Annotated in this window: 8 protein-coding genes; all 8 read right to left on the bottom strand. The window is 56.2% G+C overall.

Going from position 1 to position 16683, the window contains the following annotated elements:
• Positions 1-2: 2 nt before the first annotated feature.
• Complete coding sequence (locus WCS52_15555) at positions 3-2300, bottom strand: hypothetical protein (protein ID MEI6168599.1); 2298 nt, start codon at positions 2298-2300, stop codon at positions 3-5.
• A gap of 166 nt (positions 2301-2466) precedes the next feature.
• Positions 2467-4209 (bottom strand): hypothetical protein, encoded by a 1743-nt coding sequence (locus tag WCS52_15550; protein ID MEI6168598.1) that lies wholly within the window; start codon positions 4207-4209, stop codon positions 2467-2469.
• Positions 4210-4293: 84 nt separating this feature from the next.
• The gene (locus tag WCS52_15545; GenBank protein ID MEI6168597.1) at positions 4294-6660 is read right to left on the bottom strand and encodes a prolyl oligopeptidase family serine peptidase; all 2367 of its coding nucleotides are present in this window, start codon (positions 6658-6660) and stop codon (positions 4294-4296) included.
• A 373-nt stretch (positions 6661-7033) separates the two neighbouring features.
• Entirely contained in the window at positions 7034-8443 is a 1410-nt protein-coding gene (locus WCS52_15540; GenBank protein MEI6168596.1) for a M24 family metallopeptidase, read from the bottom strand.
• 28 nt (positions 8444-8471) lie between these two features.
• Entirely contained in the window at positions 8472-9863 is a 1392-nt protein-coding gene (locus WCS52_15535; GenBank protein MEI6168595.1) for a hypothetical protein, read from the bottom strand.
• Between the two features lie 203 nt (positions 9864-10066).
• Positions 10067-11401: a family 1 glycosylhydrolase gene (locus WCS52_15530; protein ID MEI6168594.1), complete on the bottom strand. Its 1335-nt coding sequence runs from the start codon at positions 11399-11401 to the stop codon at positions 10067-10069.
• Between the two features lie 18 nt (positions 11402-11419).
• Positions 11420-13018, bottom strand: coding sequence for an amidohydrolase family protein (locus WCS52_15525; protein MEI6168593.1), 1599 nt, complete (start codon positions 13016-13018; stop codon positions 11420-11422).
• A 27-nt stretch (positions 13019-13045) separates the two neighbouring features.
• A complete protein-coding gene (locus WCS52_15520; protein ID MEI6168592.1) occupies positions 13046-16276 on the bottom strand; it encodes a beta-galactosidase trimerization domain-containing protein in 3231 nt (1076 codons plus the stop codon).
• Between the last annotated feature and the right edge of the window lie 407 nt (positions 16277-16683).

Raw genomic sequence — 16683 nt, 5'->3', positions numbered from 1 at the left:
TTTTACGGCTTGGTCTCCTTTGCGAAAATCAACACATCGGCGTACTCAATCGGCAGAACCACGGCGACGGCCCCACCCTCATGGCGCAAGGGCAGTTCCCCACAGCGGCTCGACCAGGCTTTGACAATGCCCTTGCCATCCGTAAGCGTGACTTTCAAGTTCAAGATCCGGGTCCCGTCTTTCTCATTGAGTCCGCGCAGGTTAACCAAGGGAACCGCCACCCCGTTGGTGCTCACCAACGGATCCGCCACAATCCCCGGAACATTCACGGTGACCGGACGGGTGATCCTGGCCAGTTCAAGCGCAGGCTGGCTCACGAGGTCCGCATGTTCACGGTTGAATGACGAGGCCCAACCGGTGTCACCACAGAGCTCCACGGTGCTTTTCCACCAAAGCGACCCTTCCCGCTCCTTGAACCGGACCACCCAGCCTTTGCCGAGCCGGGTCTTGCCCGGCTCAGGGGCGAACACGCTCAGCGGTTCGTTATATTCATCCTTCGTAGCCGCCTCCGGCCCGAGCGCCAGAACCCCGCCCGCTTCAACCCATTTCTTCAGATCTTCAGCCGCTTTCCTGACTAGAATTGTATCCACCGCATAGGCCGCCTTGTAATTATTAACGAACCGGTTCAAGTCCCGGCCGGCAATAATGTCCACCGGGATTTGATTCTGCTGCAGCATGCAGTAGAGGTGCTGCCGCTCAAACTCGTCATCCTGAGTCTTGGCTGTCTCAAGCCAGAAAAAATTCTCCACGCTATAGATCAGGCAGACCTGGGGATCGACCGGCATCCCTGCCCAGAGATACGGCTCGATTTTGGCTCCGCCAACCATGCGGGCGGTATCCGCGACGCCGCGGGCGATCGGCGCGGAATCGGCCCAGAGATCACAGGTGGCGGCGGTGGTCGGCCCGTAGTTGAAGTAGGAGAAGGTCTTGCAGCCCTGACTCAACAGCAAATTGACGCGCATGGGAATGTCACGAGACAGCCCCACTCCTTTGGGATCCCAACCCAGACAGACCGTATAAAACCCAACGCTCTTAGGTCCGATTCCCTGATACCGGGCACCCCCTCGCAAGAGATCGGCAAAATACGCAACCTTCTGGTACATCCCATTACCCCAGCTTGTGAGCCGGCCAAACATCCAGTCTTCAGTCCAGTGCAGAGAAACCGCATTGAGGCGCCCATCCTCGAACCAATCAATACTACCGGGGCCACCCAGGGCGCCACCAATCAGACCCGACTGATGATCGGAATAATTGATGGACACCGGCACATTCGCCAGGTTCTCCTGAATCACCTTATTGATACTGGCAAAATACTGGCTACTTGCCAGAAAGGTATAACGGCAGGACCAATACCAAAGCCGCCTCTGCACTGCTGGCGCATCCCCAGCGACAGGTTGATCGCGCCGGATATGCCGGATTTCATCGAAGCTCTTCACCCCAAACCATTCGGGTGTCGCACCCTGTTCCTTTAAATAATCACGAAAACCCTGTTCGCCCGTCTGAGCCCACATGCGACTGAACCCGGTTTGCCAGCTGGGCTCATCTTCCATCTTTACAAAAGCCAGGCGGGCACATTCTTCAGGGGTATACTTCAATGTCTTCCCCCATTCCGGTGTGCCCCCCGTTGTGGCAAAAGCCAAATACTGATCCGGGATCCATTTTTTTGACCAGGTGTTCAACCCCAGCCGCCGTGTCGTTTCCAACTCAAAGTTCACGCTATCGGCCACCGTGGAGTCCCCCCCCACTTGACTCGCGCCAAATCTAAGCCATTTCGGCCGCAGGTCCTCCGGCACCGCCACGGCATCCGCCACTTGCCGACGCCGTAAAAACGTCTCAGGCAGGGTTTCAATCAGATCCGGGGTTTCCAAGATACTGGGCGGCAGGGTGAAGGCAACCTGCGCCCCCGTCGTGCTTTCGATCGTCATCGACCGAGCGATGTACTTTTCTTCCGGCCAGGAGGCGACCTGCACCGCCACCTTGCAACGTGTAATCGGGTCGGCGCCTTTGAGCGTGATCCCGATGTCACCGCACATGGGACTGGAGGGCAGCCGCCGCCAGGGCGACCAGACGCCGGGCGGAATATAAAGCCCGCCATTGGAAAGCATACCGGGCATCGCATTGCGGCCCCAGGAGAAATGCATGTCGGGTAAGTCCCTGTTCGAATGGGCCGAGACCGATGCCACTGAGGATATCGCCGGCTCGAGCAGGCGATACCGCATGTAGCGTTCCTCGGCCCGGCCTAACATGACAAAACTCAAAACAAGAAGAGCCGCTACCTGTGTTCGTTGAAATGTTTTCATAGTTGGTCCAATCCTAACCCCCAATTCTTAATCGTAATCTTAATCTTAATCATAATCCTTGTTCTCCAGCCGTCCACCAAGCCGACCAGAATAGATTACGATTAAGATTACGATTACGATTATGATGGGGAAAACTGCTTATATTAGCTGCATTCGTGACTATCCGTCACGGTCCCGTGACTTCAAACACCTGAATCTGTGATTCACCTTTGACGAAGAGATAGTCCTTACCGTCCTTGGCGCCCACCGCCAGGGAAGCCGGGCTAACGGGAAGGCGGCCATCCACATCCTTGTTTCCAAACGCCCCCAGCGACTGGCCTGTCGTGGCATCCAGGGCAAGGACGCCACCCCCAGCGGCCGGAACCCATAGCACCGATTTCATGAGGACCATGGGCGGCTTGGCGGCGACTTCCCACACTTTGGCGCCATCCTTGCGATAGCAGGTGATTTTATCACCCACTTGCCCATAGATACGCTGGTGATCGGCGCTGACGGCTAAAGCGCTGTCGGTGAACTTCGCGCCATCCGAAGGCTTGAAAAACGCCGTAGGTTTATCCAACGCGGCAACATCCAATTTCTCGATGCCGCCCTCCTTTACATAAAAAACACTTTTCCCGGCAGAACAATAAGCTCGTGCCGACGTCGCCCCGCCGTAGCCATTGATGAGGGCGCCGGTGGTAGCGGACAACGCCATCACAGACCGGGCAGGCGGGTTGAATACAACCACTGCGGAAAGATCGGCATAGGCCGCCGTGAACCACCAGTTACCCGGGCCCACAGTCGGATACTGTTTGAGATCGCCGAAAGTGACCAGCCCACTGGTCCACAGCGGCTTGTTGTCCCAGGACAACTTGCATGATCCGCCAACCGTGACGTTCAAGTCCGCGTCCACAACCAACCCGTTGCCATTCAACCCCATCAGGAGGCTGTCTGGTTTCCGGGTTCGATCGAAATGGAGCAGCGTCGGCAACTTACCCCCACCATCATTGCCAACCCAGATACCGCCCGCCGGGTCCACCACGATATCGCCACGACCGGCAGCAAAAGCGAACTGATCCGCGGCCCAGACCCCGCTGTACCCGCCGCCGCGCCCAATCTTCACACCCGTCGGCTTCCCGGTGGCACTGTACTCATTGATCGTGTTCACTAAATCGCCACCCACGCCGCCTATGGCGATATAGATCATCCCTTCGCCGGGTTCAACATCAAGGGCCACGGCACCGGCAAACCCATCGATCAGCGGCCCCTTCCCGGGATTCCCTTCGGCATCGACCTCAAAGACGGATTCGCCGGTCAACAGCAGGAGGTTTCCGTTTTTGGCCTTCGCAATATCCACCGGGGCCAGCGCCATCAGCCGGCTGCTGAACGGATGCTCTTTCCCGGTAGCCTTATCCACCCGCAGCAATTCATCACGTCCCGTATCCACCACATAGAGGAAGGAACCGGAAACGATTAAACTTCTTGGACCGACCAAACGGGGAAACCCGGTCATTGTCGAATCCGCGCCCGGCCCCCAACTCACATTTCCAAACCCCCAAGCGGCATCCATCGTGCCACCCGCCATCGTGAACCGTCTCAGCAGGTTGGCCTTGGTGACATAAACATACTCACCGTCAATGGCCGTGGCGATATCGCCATATCCGCCACAGTTGGACTGCCAGATAATCCGGCCGTCGGGCGCCAGTTTCATGAGCATGTTCCAGGGGGCATTCACCCCGCCGTTAAGATAAAGATTTCCATCTTTGTCCACACTCAGTCGCGAACCAACCGTCTGAAAGGGTTGCCCCTTGACATTCGTCTGCCCGAGCGTCTTGACATAACTGACGGCCAAGCCCCCCACCGCCGCAGACTGCGCCATCAGAACCATCGCCGCCACGCCACCCAGCCATTTCATCGTTTTTTGCTTCATAGAATCCTCAGTTTTCTTTTAACAAACAGTTCTTTTCTTCTTCGCGGTCATCGCGAACTTCTGTTCAAATTTTTCCGATCCCCATCATGTGCCTTTTTCTATCGCGAACATTTCCTTCAGCCATTTCGCAATGTTATTGAACGTGAACCCGGCCAGATGGAGCCCTTCAAACCAGGTGGCCTGATAGTTGCCTTCCATGCCCAGTAACCGGTAGATGCGCGCTATTTCCGCACGGCCCTCATCATTTTCCGCACGCCATTTGCTGAAGGCGGCCTGCCGCTCCTCTTCCGTATGTGGCAACATGTTGGCGAGGGCATAACAAGGATCATCCTTGCCATCCATCAACCACAGCACCCGGGGCGCCGCCAGACAGTGGATGGTCCCCAACGCCAGCGGGTATTCCGATGCGGGATTCACCTCCACAGCCCCCTCAACCGCTCTTCTGTAAAAATATTGATCAGAAAGTCGTGGCGGGGTTGTGAGCGAACTGCTGACAATGCCGCCCGCGACCCGGGGGTCGGCCCCCATCATGAACGTGGTCACCAAGCCTCCACCGGAACTCCCCATGCTGACAATCCGCGTCACATCCACATCCGGACGCTGAACCAGGAAATCAACGGCGCGCATATGATCCCACATGTCCATGGCCTTGAGGTTGTAACCCGCGGCCCAGGCGCGTTCCCAGCGCTGACCATGGTTCGCCTCCGACCATTCCCCCCAGCCACGCCGGTCGGGAATCAACACGACACAACCCAATTTATGAGCGAACTGGTAAGGCGAAGGCCACTGGTCAAACAAAGTCGGGTTTTGCTCCTCCCCTGTCTCATCGGGCACGAATGACGACTTGCCAGCTCCACTTCCGTGGGGAAACAGGATCGCCGGCATTTTGGTCCCCACCGGAATCCGTCTCGGCCGGACTAGATAGGCGGGAATCCAGAGATCATGTTCGGTCTTGATCAGAACCTTTTCACGAATGCAAAAGGGACCGGTCTGCCGCTCGACCACGCGCGATGCCAGCGGCACCGGAGCCGTCACCGCATCCTCCATCCATTTCCGCAACCTCCCTCGCGCCGCTTCCCGCCACGGTTCAAACGCCGCCGCCGTCGTGCCAGGAAAAGCGCCTTTCTCAGCATGCCAGCGCTCATCAAGATAAGTGGAACACTGTTTGACCTGGAAGGAGTAACACGGTTCGATAGCCGCATCAGGCTCGACGCGAAGCGTGACCAGCGGCTGGCCTGCGCGGGAAAGACGGACCTCCACGACCTCCCGGCCTTCCAGTCCGATCGGGCCTTCCAGAACCATCACAACAGGCTCATAGGCGGCCAATGACCGGGGCGGTTGAAGCACCCGCCAGCCGGAACAGCCCGTGACCTCCACATGAAGGGACGCGAACGGCTGAAGCGGAAACAAGTTGACCGTGGCTTGCGCCTTCGTGCCGGACGGGTCCGCACGGAACTGTGAAAAACTATTGGACGCGGCGCAGCGGTTGGCCGAGGTAAAGGGGACTTTATCAAGATGCGATAACACCATCAGGCCGTTCACCCGCTCCTCCGGCAAGGCCCAACTCCCCAAGATGGGAAGCAACGAGGCGGGATCCCAGCCCGGTTCCCGAGCCGCCCCAAGCTGATGTTCCAATTCGATTGGCGCCGCATCGGCCCATTTCTTCCACCCGTCCGGCCCCTCCGTCAGGGCGAGGAACATATTACCCCGCCAAGATTGGCGCGGAGGGATTGTGAGCGTGACGCCACGCAATTCCACACACCCCTCGGTCGAGTCCTTGGCAAAATAGTCAGCCCGCGAATAAGAGGCCATACCCATCAACCATTCGGTGCCTGCCCCGAGCAAAACCGCGAGGGAGCCGTCGTGGCTCGCACTGATCAGGCGCATGGATTTGCCCGCTACCGCCCGGTGCCCGGCCCAGGGGACGTCTTCCCACAAGTACGGTCTTTTTTCACCACCGAGAGTCACAAAGGTGTCCTGCACCCAGCCGTGGAAATGGCTCTGCAGCCAGGGGGTGACCCGGCGCACCTCATCCGTCAGGTTGGTGATCTCCAGTTCCACCGACACCGTCGCCGTTGCGGCATCGAAGGTAACCGTCTTATCGAGCAGGAGGCCATCGAGGTAAACGGGATTGATCTTGTCGATCCACCCGAGGCGCCGGGCAATGGCATTGGAGGCATTCCAATAATGACGCAGACGAATGGAAAAACCCTGCGCATCGTTACGCAGGAGTTGAGCCAGATGCGGGGTATTGAAGCTGGTGCCAGGATACCGTTCCTCACCCAGCATCATGCGCAGGAGTCCACCGTCCTCAAGCCCCACTTGCTTGACGAGTTCCCCGGCACCGCCATGCCGCCACGAAACAATCCGCCCGCCACGCCGGGGGGATACAATGAATTCATCCTTCTCACCCTTCCAACAAAAATCATCCAGCAGATGCAGTGTATTCATCTCATCAACCCTTTCGAAATAAGATTTACCACCCGCTTCGCTTGAGACACAGAGTCACGGAGAACTCGAAGAGAATGTTGCGGTATTTTTAATTCCGGAGTACCAGAATGAAAAATACCGCAACGGTTTCGTGGAGTAATACAACGAGAAAGATGAGAGGTTAATGCCTCCTCCACCTCTATGAATTCCTTCAAGAAACCGTGGCGCTTATTTTGGTCACGTGTACCCGCGTGAACGAGATAAACGCCACATTTGTATTTCTTGCCCTTCGCCATTTTAGCGCAGGAGGATCTTCGCCTTGTCTCCGTGTCTCCGTGTCTCAAGCGAAGCGGGTGGTTATCTTTATCGTTGCTCAGCATTTGGATCACGTCTGTTATTTCTGCGGCGTTACACGAGCAAGGGTACAGCGGGGATCCAGGAAGAACGGGATCAACATCGCCGGGAAATTGGAAAAAGGCAGCAGCTCAGGCGCCAGTGTGAGGCCCAACTGTTCGGCCATGAACTGACGCCGGAGTTCAATCCGCTGCCACATCTGGGGATAGTGAGTCCGGATCTTTTCCCTTAGCGAAGCGTCCGCCAGCGCGAGGCCATCCTCGGCAAAAGCGCCATGATGGGCCGTTGGGACTGTGCCGAAGAAATCAGCCTGCCAGTACATCCCGCTGCAAACCTGCTGCTTGGATCCGGCGGTCACCAGACTGTGCACCCATTCATCCGTCGCGATCAGATGTCCGGCATTGAGCCCGACCGTGACGCCCGCCTTATCCAGAATCGTGTGGACCGCGGAGTGAAGTTCCCCACCGGTGACCCCGATGCGCATCGCCTCGTACCAGGCGAAAAGCGCGGAAGCATACGGCGTGGCTACCCGCTCCACATAATCCCGGATATCCGGCGCCAGCTCGGCGGCAGACGAGGCCAGCCAGCCGAAACGACAGGTATTGGCGCCCTGATAGGACATGGTCATCATAATGGGGTCACCCGGACGGAGGAGATTGCTGGTGGCGTTGGCCATACCATGCCGGCGTGCCCGCTCACCCGAAGTACACAGGGGATGACAGCCATGGGCCAAACCGTTGTACCCCATCAGGCTAGCCCCCGCAAACTCCGTCATCCCCGGACGGATAGCTGTAATGCCATCCAGCAAGGCCTGGGAATTACAGGTGGCGATCCATTCGAAGTTGGCCAACTGCTCCAACTCACACACCGCACGCAACCCGCGCTCCGCGTCCATGAACATGGCCGTTTCATTGATGACTCGGCCCCCGGACTTGACCGCCGCCCGCAGGGGTGTCGCGATATAATCCGGCAGATCCAGCACCGTTTCAGGATGAGGGAACTCCGCCTCGGAAAAATACTTCCAGCCTGCCGAACCGACCCGCGCGCAGGATGCCAATCCCGCCTCCCGCAGCAAATCAACCAGCGGACGCACCTGATCGCGAGGCTGTCCGAGCAGGCTCAGCGTCTGCCACAACCGCCGCTCGACATCCAGCCGGGCTATGGTGGAATAGCCCATCCCCTCGTTGCCGACAAAGAGAACTGGGCGCCCGGAAGGTAGTACAACAAGGAGGGTCTCCTCAAACCGGGGATCATAATGGGTCAGCCACTCGATATTACTGAAGTGCTCACGGTCACCGTAGACGACTAAGGCATCCAAGCAACGCTCTTCCATCCGTTGCCGCACGAGGGTTAAACGCGAGTTAAAAACTTTCTCCGTCAATTCCGGGCGGGGTTCCTGGGGACAGCCAATTGAGGGAAGCGTAACTTTCTGCAAGACCAACTGTTTCATTGTTTTCTCCGGTATTATTTACAAATTCTTAATTTGCGAGATGGCCACCTAGCGAATCGGCGTCCTTGCCGTCGGGCGTTAACGTCAAATAAGAGAATGCGGGGGCGGGCATACACAGACGCAAAATGGTGTTCTTCTCGTCCAAGATTTCCTGGCCCACCAGTGTCAGGTTGCGGTCGTAATCGAGCAGGTAACGTTTGCAGACTGCTTTTCCAGGCCATGGCCAGTCTTTAATCGTAACCGCAAAGTGGGCCGCGCGCGCCCTGAAATTCGCAAGCAGAATTCCCGCCTTTGGCGTATCCGCCACGCCAGCTAGCAGTGCACAACCAGTCAGCGGATCGTTCGGTGTCGTCCTCACACGATGCGGCGTATCAAGCATGGAACGGAACGCATGGAAAGCATAATAGGTCTTATTAGGCGCACCATACTGATCAAAGAGCCCCCATGTACCATTGTTTGCGGAATAATAAAAGTTGGCCACATCAATGGGGCAGTCCTGCATGAGGATAAGAAAAGCCGCATCAAAGGCGGATCCTTGAGCACTGGCGATTTCTTCGAAAGCGCGCCGAATGCAGGCAGGATCCTTCCTCCGGGAGTTAAAGCGCCACCCCTCCGAAGGAAGGTAGTTCCATTCGTTCAAGTGGCTTTCGGCATGCGCAAACCCGTATTTCGCCAGCAGGTCTTTGACCTTGAACGATTCCTGCACCATCTCCAGCGGATCCAAGTTGTAAATGTGCCAGGAATAAAAATCCAATGGCGCACCCATCTTTTGGCAATGCTTCAAAAAGTTTTCACCAAAGTTTCGCGGGTTGGTTGCCCCGACGGTCGAGGGTCCGCCCACCAGCATTTTGGGGTCATGACCTTTGATCGCCTTGGCCGTCACTTCATAGAGCCGATAGTAATCCTCATCAGACCCCGTCCAGCAATCGGGTTGGTTCCACGGTTCATTCCAAATCTCCCAATAGCGAATCCCATGGTGAAAACCTTTACCCCAACCTTCGTTATAATGCCGGATAATGTTCACACAAATGTCTGCCCATTTTTTAAAATCCTTCGGGGGATGGACAAAATACCGACCCCGGGTATGGTGCTCAATGCTTTCCCCAAGGCGGTAAATGACCTCTGAGCCGGTATCCAAAACGGAACGGACGTAGTCATCCGTGATCGCGAACCGGTAATTATTGGGATCCTGCGGGTCCGCATCAAAAATCGGGAAAATGCTATGCACATCCACCGTCTCAGACACCGCATAAGGACAGTCATGCAATCGCGTCTGAGGAAACCCCAACTTCTTGAACTCGTCAGAAAGATCCAGCCAGCCATTAAACGAGAGCGGCCCCAAGTTGACGCCATTGAGCGCACGAATAAGGCCCGCCTGGTGGCCCAAATCCACTTCCAAATCAATTTGTGGTAATGCCATGATTAATCCTTATATTTTCCCATGATCAAAACATGATTTTAAACATCACTTGACGGTCAGGAACTATATTTATGCAGCAGGCGCATGTCAATCTATATGCGAGTTTATGCAATGCGCTTTACCTAATGATCTATCACATCCACAGCATAGAAAGTATCCATATTTAGAGTTACTTTATGTGTCTCCCTGATCGGAACTCGTCGTCAAGGAACCACGGTGTTCCGGGCAATGCATTTCTGATAATAATACCAACTCTGACGCGGATTGCGCTTCAATGTTTTAAAATCAACCTGAAGCAGCCCGAAACAGTACCGGTAGGCGCTTGTATTCTCAAACGTATCGAACAAGGACCAGTAAAAATAACCCCGCACCTTGATTCCCGCCTGCAGACAACGCACCACTTCCCGCAGATGCTCCCGGATGAAATCGATTCTGGCCGGATCCTCCAAACCCGCACCATGCGGCTTTTCACGGTCCGTGGCATATCCATTTTCCGTGATATAGAGCTCCACATCGCCGTACCGCTGCCTGAGGTAGTTCAGTGAGTCATAGAGGCCGGGTGCGTAAACGGTTTTCAGGGACTCCGACTGGCCCGCAAAGGGTTTGACCACATCCGACTCCAGGAACGCACCGGGCTTATGCCCCACCATGGAGGTGGTGTAATAATTGACCCCCACGAAATCCATCGGCGAAAAGGCCTCCTGAATGCGCGCCTGCAAGTCAGGCGGCAGGATGGCGGCCATGTCCGGGTGTTGCGCCAGTTCTTCAGGATAGGTCCCTTTGAGCATCGGATCCAGCCATGAGTTTGTCACAAGGTGCTGCCGGAGCCGGGCTGCCGTTTGATCCGCCTCGGACAAGGATGCCGGGTAGACGGGGACATAGGCCATGACCGCGCCGATCTTGCCGGGCAAGCCCATGTCGCGATATGCCCGTACCGCCGCAAAGTGCATCAACAGCACATGCATCTGCCAGCGGCGTAATTGCGATTCATCGTCATTGGCGGGATCGAACGGGTTAAAGCCCGACAAAACCGTTGGCTCATTGATGGTGCTCCAACAGGAAACCCTGTCGCCCAATCGTTCAAAGCAGACCCGCGCATAATGCTCGAAATCCGCCACGATCCCCGGATTGTTGAACCCACCCTCCTGCGCCAATGCCCAGGGCAGATCCCAATGATAAAGATCCACTAGCGGCTGAATCCCCTGCGCCAGGAGCGTATCCACCAACCGGTCATAGAAATCCAACCCCGGCTTGTTAACGGCCCCGCGGCCCTGGGGCAATATACGCGACCATGAAAGTGAAAGACGGAAGGAGTTAAGGCCCAGTTCCTTCATTTGGGCGATATCGTCAGGATACCGGTGATAGAAGTCGGCCGCAACAGCCGGGGTGTGTCGCTCGTGGAAAAGCTCAGGCCGGGTGGCCGCCATGTGATCCCAGACACTGGGACCGCGCCCATCCGAGGAAGCGCCCCCTTCGATTTGAAATGCCGAAGTTGCCGCGCCCCACATGAAATCCGGCGGAAAGGGAAAGGTAATCATTAGTTTGTCCTTATTATTTTAGATGCGTTTGCGCATGGCGAGAATACACCGCATATTCCCGCCCAGGATGGCGATCAACACCTGATCGGGCACATCCAGTGACAACAGCCGACCCAACTCCCAATTAAAATCATGGGCCATGGCATCGGTACCAAAAACCACCTGCCTGGAATCCACTATTTTCAAAGTCTTTTCCCAGCAAATGGTTGAGCAGAAACTCCCGCACCACTCCAGATACACATTTGAATATTTCTGAGCCAATTCCTCCGCTTCAAGCCGCCCTTTATCCACACCGCCGGCATGACCAAGAATGAAGGGAACATTGGGATATTCTTTTACCAGGTCTTCAAATTGAGCCGGGGAATCATACCCATCCGCTCCCCAGGTGTGGGAGAGCACCGGCAGATGATGCTGGTTGGCATATGTCCACATCGGGATAAATCGCTGATCCGTGATTGGGACCTTCCAGTAACTGCACAAGGTCTTGAACCCCTTGTAGACCGGACCGGCAAAGTAGGCGTCAAATTTCGGGATCAGTTCATCGGCATAAAACGGGTTGAACACCACATATCCGGAGATCCGGTCCGCCTGGGGACGTAATAATGTTTCCAGCAGGTCATTCCCTTCCACCGGCCCCCCGAACAGGGCTTGCATCCCGGAGACCATCAAGGTGCGGATGCCGATGGCATCCATGACTTTCACTCCTGCCTCAATCTGCTGGCGCTCATCCTGCGCCTCCAGCATGTAGCCGCCGGAAGGCCCGAGGTGCCCATGGGCATCCACCACATCCACGCCCAGAGGTTTGCCTTCCAGAAATCTCGGCCACAAGGTATTGGCGGTCCAACAGGAAGCCGCTTTCACCGGGACCGTGTTCAGTCCAGTCAATCGATCCAAGTTGCCAGAGGCAATCAAATGCCGCTGTTCAGCGGTGATATTGGCGCGTGCCAATGCCCCCATCGCCGCCCCATTGTGGGATTTATAGCCTGTGCCGAAAAGCAGACGCTCCGCCCCGAAATGTTTCACAACCAATTCCACGGCATTGAACGTATGCAGCCATGAGGACTCCATCAGAATGTTCTGACGGCGGCGCATTAAATCAAAAACCGTATTGCAAGAGCCCCAGGTGATTTCAGTCAATACGAGCGGAATATCCGGGAACAGCGCCGTAAATTCGAGAATATCCGCGACGGACGCCTCGTCACGATTCAGGATGATAAACGGGCGCAAACTGCGGATGCGCTGGATGACCGGCTCCAACTGCATCAGCGTCAGGCGCACCATGCCGGCCGTAAAATGCAGGGCCCGGCAGGGCATGGCGTTCAGCTGCTGCTCCATCAACGCCAACCCATCGTGCTCATAGGTTATAAGACTGGAGACGGCGAGAGCCGGAAATATCCGCCCTGCGGCCCCGGGCGTCTTCAGGATACCCTCAATCAAAACCGTATTGCTGGCCAGCACACTGTTCTGGCGCGAATCAAGATTCCAGACCAGGGATCGGCTGATCCCAAGCCGATCCATGGTGTCCAGCCGATCCTGGATGGCAGGGAAGTCAGTCCCCCCTGAAGACGGCTTTCCGAAAGACGCATTTACATCGAATAGAACGGATACATTACTCATTGCTTAACTCCGTTTCAGTGCGGCCACTCAGCGCTCCAACACAATGATGTCCACCGTTGCTAACGTGGGCAGTTTAACCACCACTTCGCCGGCCTCGTTTTTCACCAGGGAAATGCCTTTCGGATAGTAGCAGGACCAGGCGCGCTTTACTGAACCGGCATCGGTCACGCGGATTTCCACATCCTTGAGGTCGCCGTTCACCTGCTGGCCGAGATTGACCACCGTGAGCACCGTCGACTTTTCAGATTTCAAGCGGTTGATCACCACACCCGGCGCACTAACAATCGTATCAGGCTGGACGCCCGCCGCGGTGACCGGGCTCAGGATGATGCCCGCCGCCGTCGCATCCCAGGTCATGGGTTCAATCATCCAGCGACTGGACTGAGCGCCGCTCTTGCCTTGCGGCATGACGGGCATGCCGGGCTGGAGATAGGCCTGACCGGGCAACAGGCCGGCATAAATCGCGCGCCCCTTACCATACGTGTGCTCAATCAGCGCAGGCTTGCCGTTCTTGTAGGAACCCAATACTTTCGCGTCCTTGGATGCCTCAAACTCCTCCCGGCTGCAGAGGGCGTTCACCGTTCCCCCACTGGCCAGGGTCACCTGATCCAGCGGTTTCTGCCAGATCAGTTCCAGACGCGCCCGTAGCGGGCCCTTATAGTGCTGATAGCTAACCTGTCCGCCGCGCCCGAACAATTTATCGAGGGCCTTCGTCGGCGCATCAAATTCGTCGAACCGGGCGGCGCCGGCCGTGGCAAAGACCACCCCGCCCGCCTTCACCCATTTCTCAACCGCCTGGGCCGCCTTGGCCTCCAGATTCTGGCCACAGACATACAACACACGGTACTGCTTGAGCAGGCCCTCACTGCAATCCTCTTCCGTAACCACATCCACCCGGTACCCGGCACGGCGCAGGGCGTACCAGATGGCCTTACGCTCTTCCTGGGACACATTGGTGGCCTCGGACCCGGGCTCGACCGCCCCCTGCCCTTTTCCTTCCGTCTCCCAAAGATCGCTGGACTCGCTCAACAACATGGCAATCCGGGCGGGCTCAACGCGGGCGGGCAACAGATGATCTTCCACCAACCCCGCCATACTGCTAAGGGTGCGAACCGCTTTCAACGTGGGTAGGCCACCACGGTACGCCACATAATTTTCCGTTGCCCAGATATCCGGGTTAATTTGGTAGAAGTCGAGATCCTTCACTCCCTGCCCCCACTCCAGGACCGCGTTCTGGATCAGGCACTCAGGGGTATTGCCGGGCCAATGCGGCATGCAGTAAAATTTCATGGTCGTATCATGGTAGCTGGCCCCCTTGCGCAGGTAAGCCACCTCAAAGTCAGCCACCAGGCGTGACGCCTCAGGTTGGCAGTAGGTATAATCCTCGCTCCACGCCAGGCTCATGGCGTTCTTCTTGAACGCCTCGATGAAGGTCGCCTGGTGCATCCAGAAAAACGGCATCATACTCCCCAGATTGGCCGCAGTATGCACCTCGGGGCCCAACGCCTCACGGAAAGTCTTGGTCTTTTCGGCAAAGGTCCGAATGCCCAACTCCACCTGGAATCTTTGACTGTACCAGTAGAGGCGCTTCAGTTCAGCCGATATGCCCCCATTACCTGAACCCGCCGGCAACACACCGATTTGCACCGCCACGGCCGGGGAAAGCGAGGGCAACGGCTTCACTTGATCCCAAGCACTAACCCCTAATGTTTTCGGGGTCTCCCCTTCATGCTTTAGCAGCTCCCGGAATTCCGCCACCTTGGCTGTATCCTTGACATCAATCGCCGGCAGCCCGATCTCATCACCAAAGGAGAGATAATAGAAATTGTCCTCCATTTTGTTATCCTTCACATACTTGATCATCGTCGGGATATCAGTGGAGTGCAGGAAAATCTCCGACCGCGTCACCACGGGGGTCTCCGGTTTATGGCGGGCCAGGACAGCGGGGATACTCTTGGGGCTGTTGATCGGTAGGGTGTTGATCCCCAATGCCTCGCGGAAATCCAAGGCGGCCGCGGACATATCATCACCCGACAACGGCCCCTCGGTCTGCGCAAACAACTTTAACTTCCTGGGGACAGGCCCCAAACGCGGTTCAGCATTCAATGCCCGCGTCAACTCCTGGTAAATCTCCAAGGTCGAACGGGTAAATGCCACGCCCTCTTTCCGATGCAAATCCGGCTGAACGAGTACGCCCAAGGCCGGTTCACCCCGGGGAAGTTCAAATGATTTCAAGATCTTTGAGGCCACAGGCTCAAGCGCCAGGTCAACGGCAAAGGGCATGCTCTTGCTATCCTTGGCTGGCTTTGCACCGGGCGGATTGGCCGAAAACTGGTAGGGACTTGTCGACTCAACGTTCATCGTCGGCCCCAGGTCAAACCAGGGACTGATGGCACCAGGTGCAATGGCATTCGTCCAATCGCCATTCTTACGGGTCCCTAGCGATTGACCGTTCTCATCATAGAAACAAATCTTATCCGTATTCATAGGATAATAGTAGTCAGGCGCCCGGTGATTGTAATGCGTCCAACTAATCTTCATGGGCGCACTCCCCGTATTCCTGAAGCGGAAATAGACGTGGTTGGCACGACGGAGTTCATCCAAAAGCGGAAAGCGCGTAAAGCGCGGCGCAGATACCGGCGAAGGATCGGTCGTGAGCATGATGACATCCACTGAGCGAGCGCCAGCGGGTACAGGGTTCGTCTTTTTCGAGAGGATCAGATGGTAACGTCCTTTTTGCAATGTAACGGGATAACCTTCGGCTGCATCATGATCCAATCCCCAGTTCCAATAGAGATCGCCAGTCAAAAGCTGGCTTTTAAAGCTGAAATGCTTGGCCGATTCGCGTAATCCATAGGTCTTTTCGTAAACCACTTTCCCGCGGCTCTCTTCAAGACGAACGCCAAATGCGTAATTGAAATTAGGTGGACACTCATACTTGGCCCAGACCATATAGGTGCCGTCGACGGGCACATCAATATCCTGGATGGCCTCAGCCGAATTGTTGCCCTCATCGGTCATGGCATTACGCAGACGACTCGACCAGGCGCCGCCGAAGGTATTGTTCTGGTACAGATCATGGCCCCAGCGCCCCACCTGCCAGCCGCTACCCGGCCCGAAATGTTCCTGATCCACGCCCTTCATATCCTCACACTCAACGACAATGCGCGTTGGCTCCGGATTCGTGACTTGGGCAAAGGTTCCGCCGGGGGAACACAGACACAACGCACCAACAACCGCACAGGCTTTGATCTTCATGAAGAGGATTCTTTCCGGGTTCGTCAACTCATCGTATCTCTGCAATATTTAGATTCACTCTTACTCTGACCCATGGGTCTCGTCAACAATATTTAATGTTTTATGCAATGCGGATTAGTAATTTCCCTTAAGACTTCATCAATGCCCGAACTCACACTGCGGCTTGATGGCGGAAGAATCCGGCCGTAAGTCAAAACGGAAACAGCCTGGGTATACAACAAGGAGGACGCCTGTCCCGGTGCGGTGGTGGTGCCCACGGAGGAAATGACGGAAAAGAAAAAGGAATGGGCTCGCTTTGATAAGCGGTCGTCGCTTGAAAAATATCTGCGAATATGCAGGGCAAGCCGGTCTTTCCGGCAATCGCATAGGCTCAGTGCATGCGCAAACAGGATGGCACTGTTTGCGCA

The organism is bacterium (assembly GCA_037128595.1).
Classification (GTDB): Bacteria; Verrucomicrobiota; Kiritimatiellia; order CAIKKV01; family CAITUY01; genus JAABPW01.
This window is presented reverse-complemented; position numbering and strand designations above follow the sequence as displayed.

Coding starts and splice junctions, on each gene's coding strand:
- WCS52_15555 (MEI6168599.1), bottom strand. CDS start 2,300: ATGAAAACATTTCAACGAACACAGGTAGCGGCTCTTCTTGTTTTGAGT.
- WCS52_15550 (MEI6168598.1), bottom strand. CDS start 4,209: ATGAAGCAAAAAACGATGAAATGGCTGGGTGGCGTGGCGGCGATGGTT.
- WCS52_15545 (MEI6168597.1), bottom strand. CDS start 6,660: ATGAATACACTGCATCTGCTGGATGATTTTTGTTGGAAGGGTGAGAAG.
- WCS52_15540 (MEI6168596.1), bottom strand. CDS start 8,443: ATGAAACAGTTGGTCTTGCAGAAAGTTACGCTTCCCTCAATTGGCTGT.
- WCS52_15535 (MEI6168595.1), bottom strand. CDS start 9,863: ATGGCATTACCACAAATTGATTTGGAAGTGGATTTGGGCCACCAGGCG.
- WCS52_15530 (MEI6168594.1), bottom strand. CDS start 11,401: ATGATTACCTTTCCCTTTCCGCCGGATTTCATGTGGGGCGCGGCAACT.
- WCS52_15525 (MEI6168593.1), bottom strand. CDS start 13,018: ATGAGTAATGTATCCGTTCTATTCGATGTAAATGCGTCTTTCGGAAAG.
- WCS52_15520 (MEI6168592.1), bottom strand. CDS start 16,276: ATGAAGATCAAAGCCTGTGCGGTTGTTGGTGCGTTGTGTCTGTGTTCC.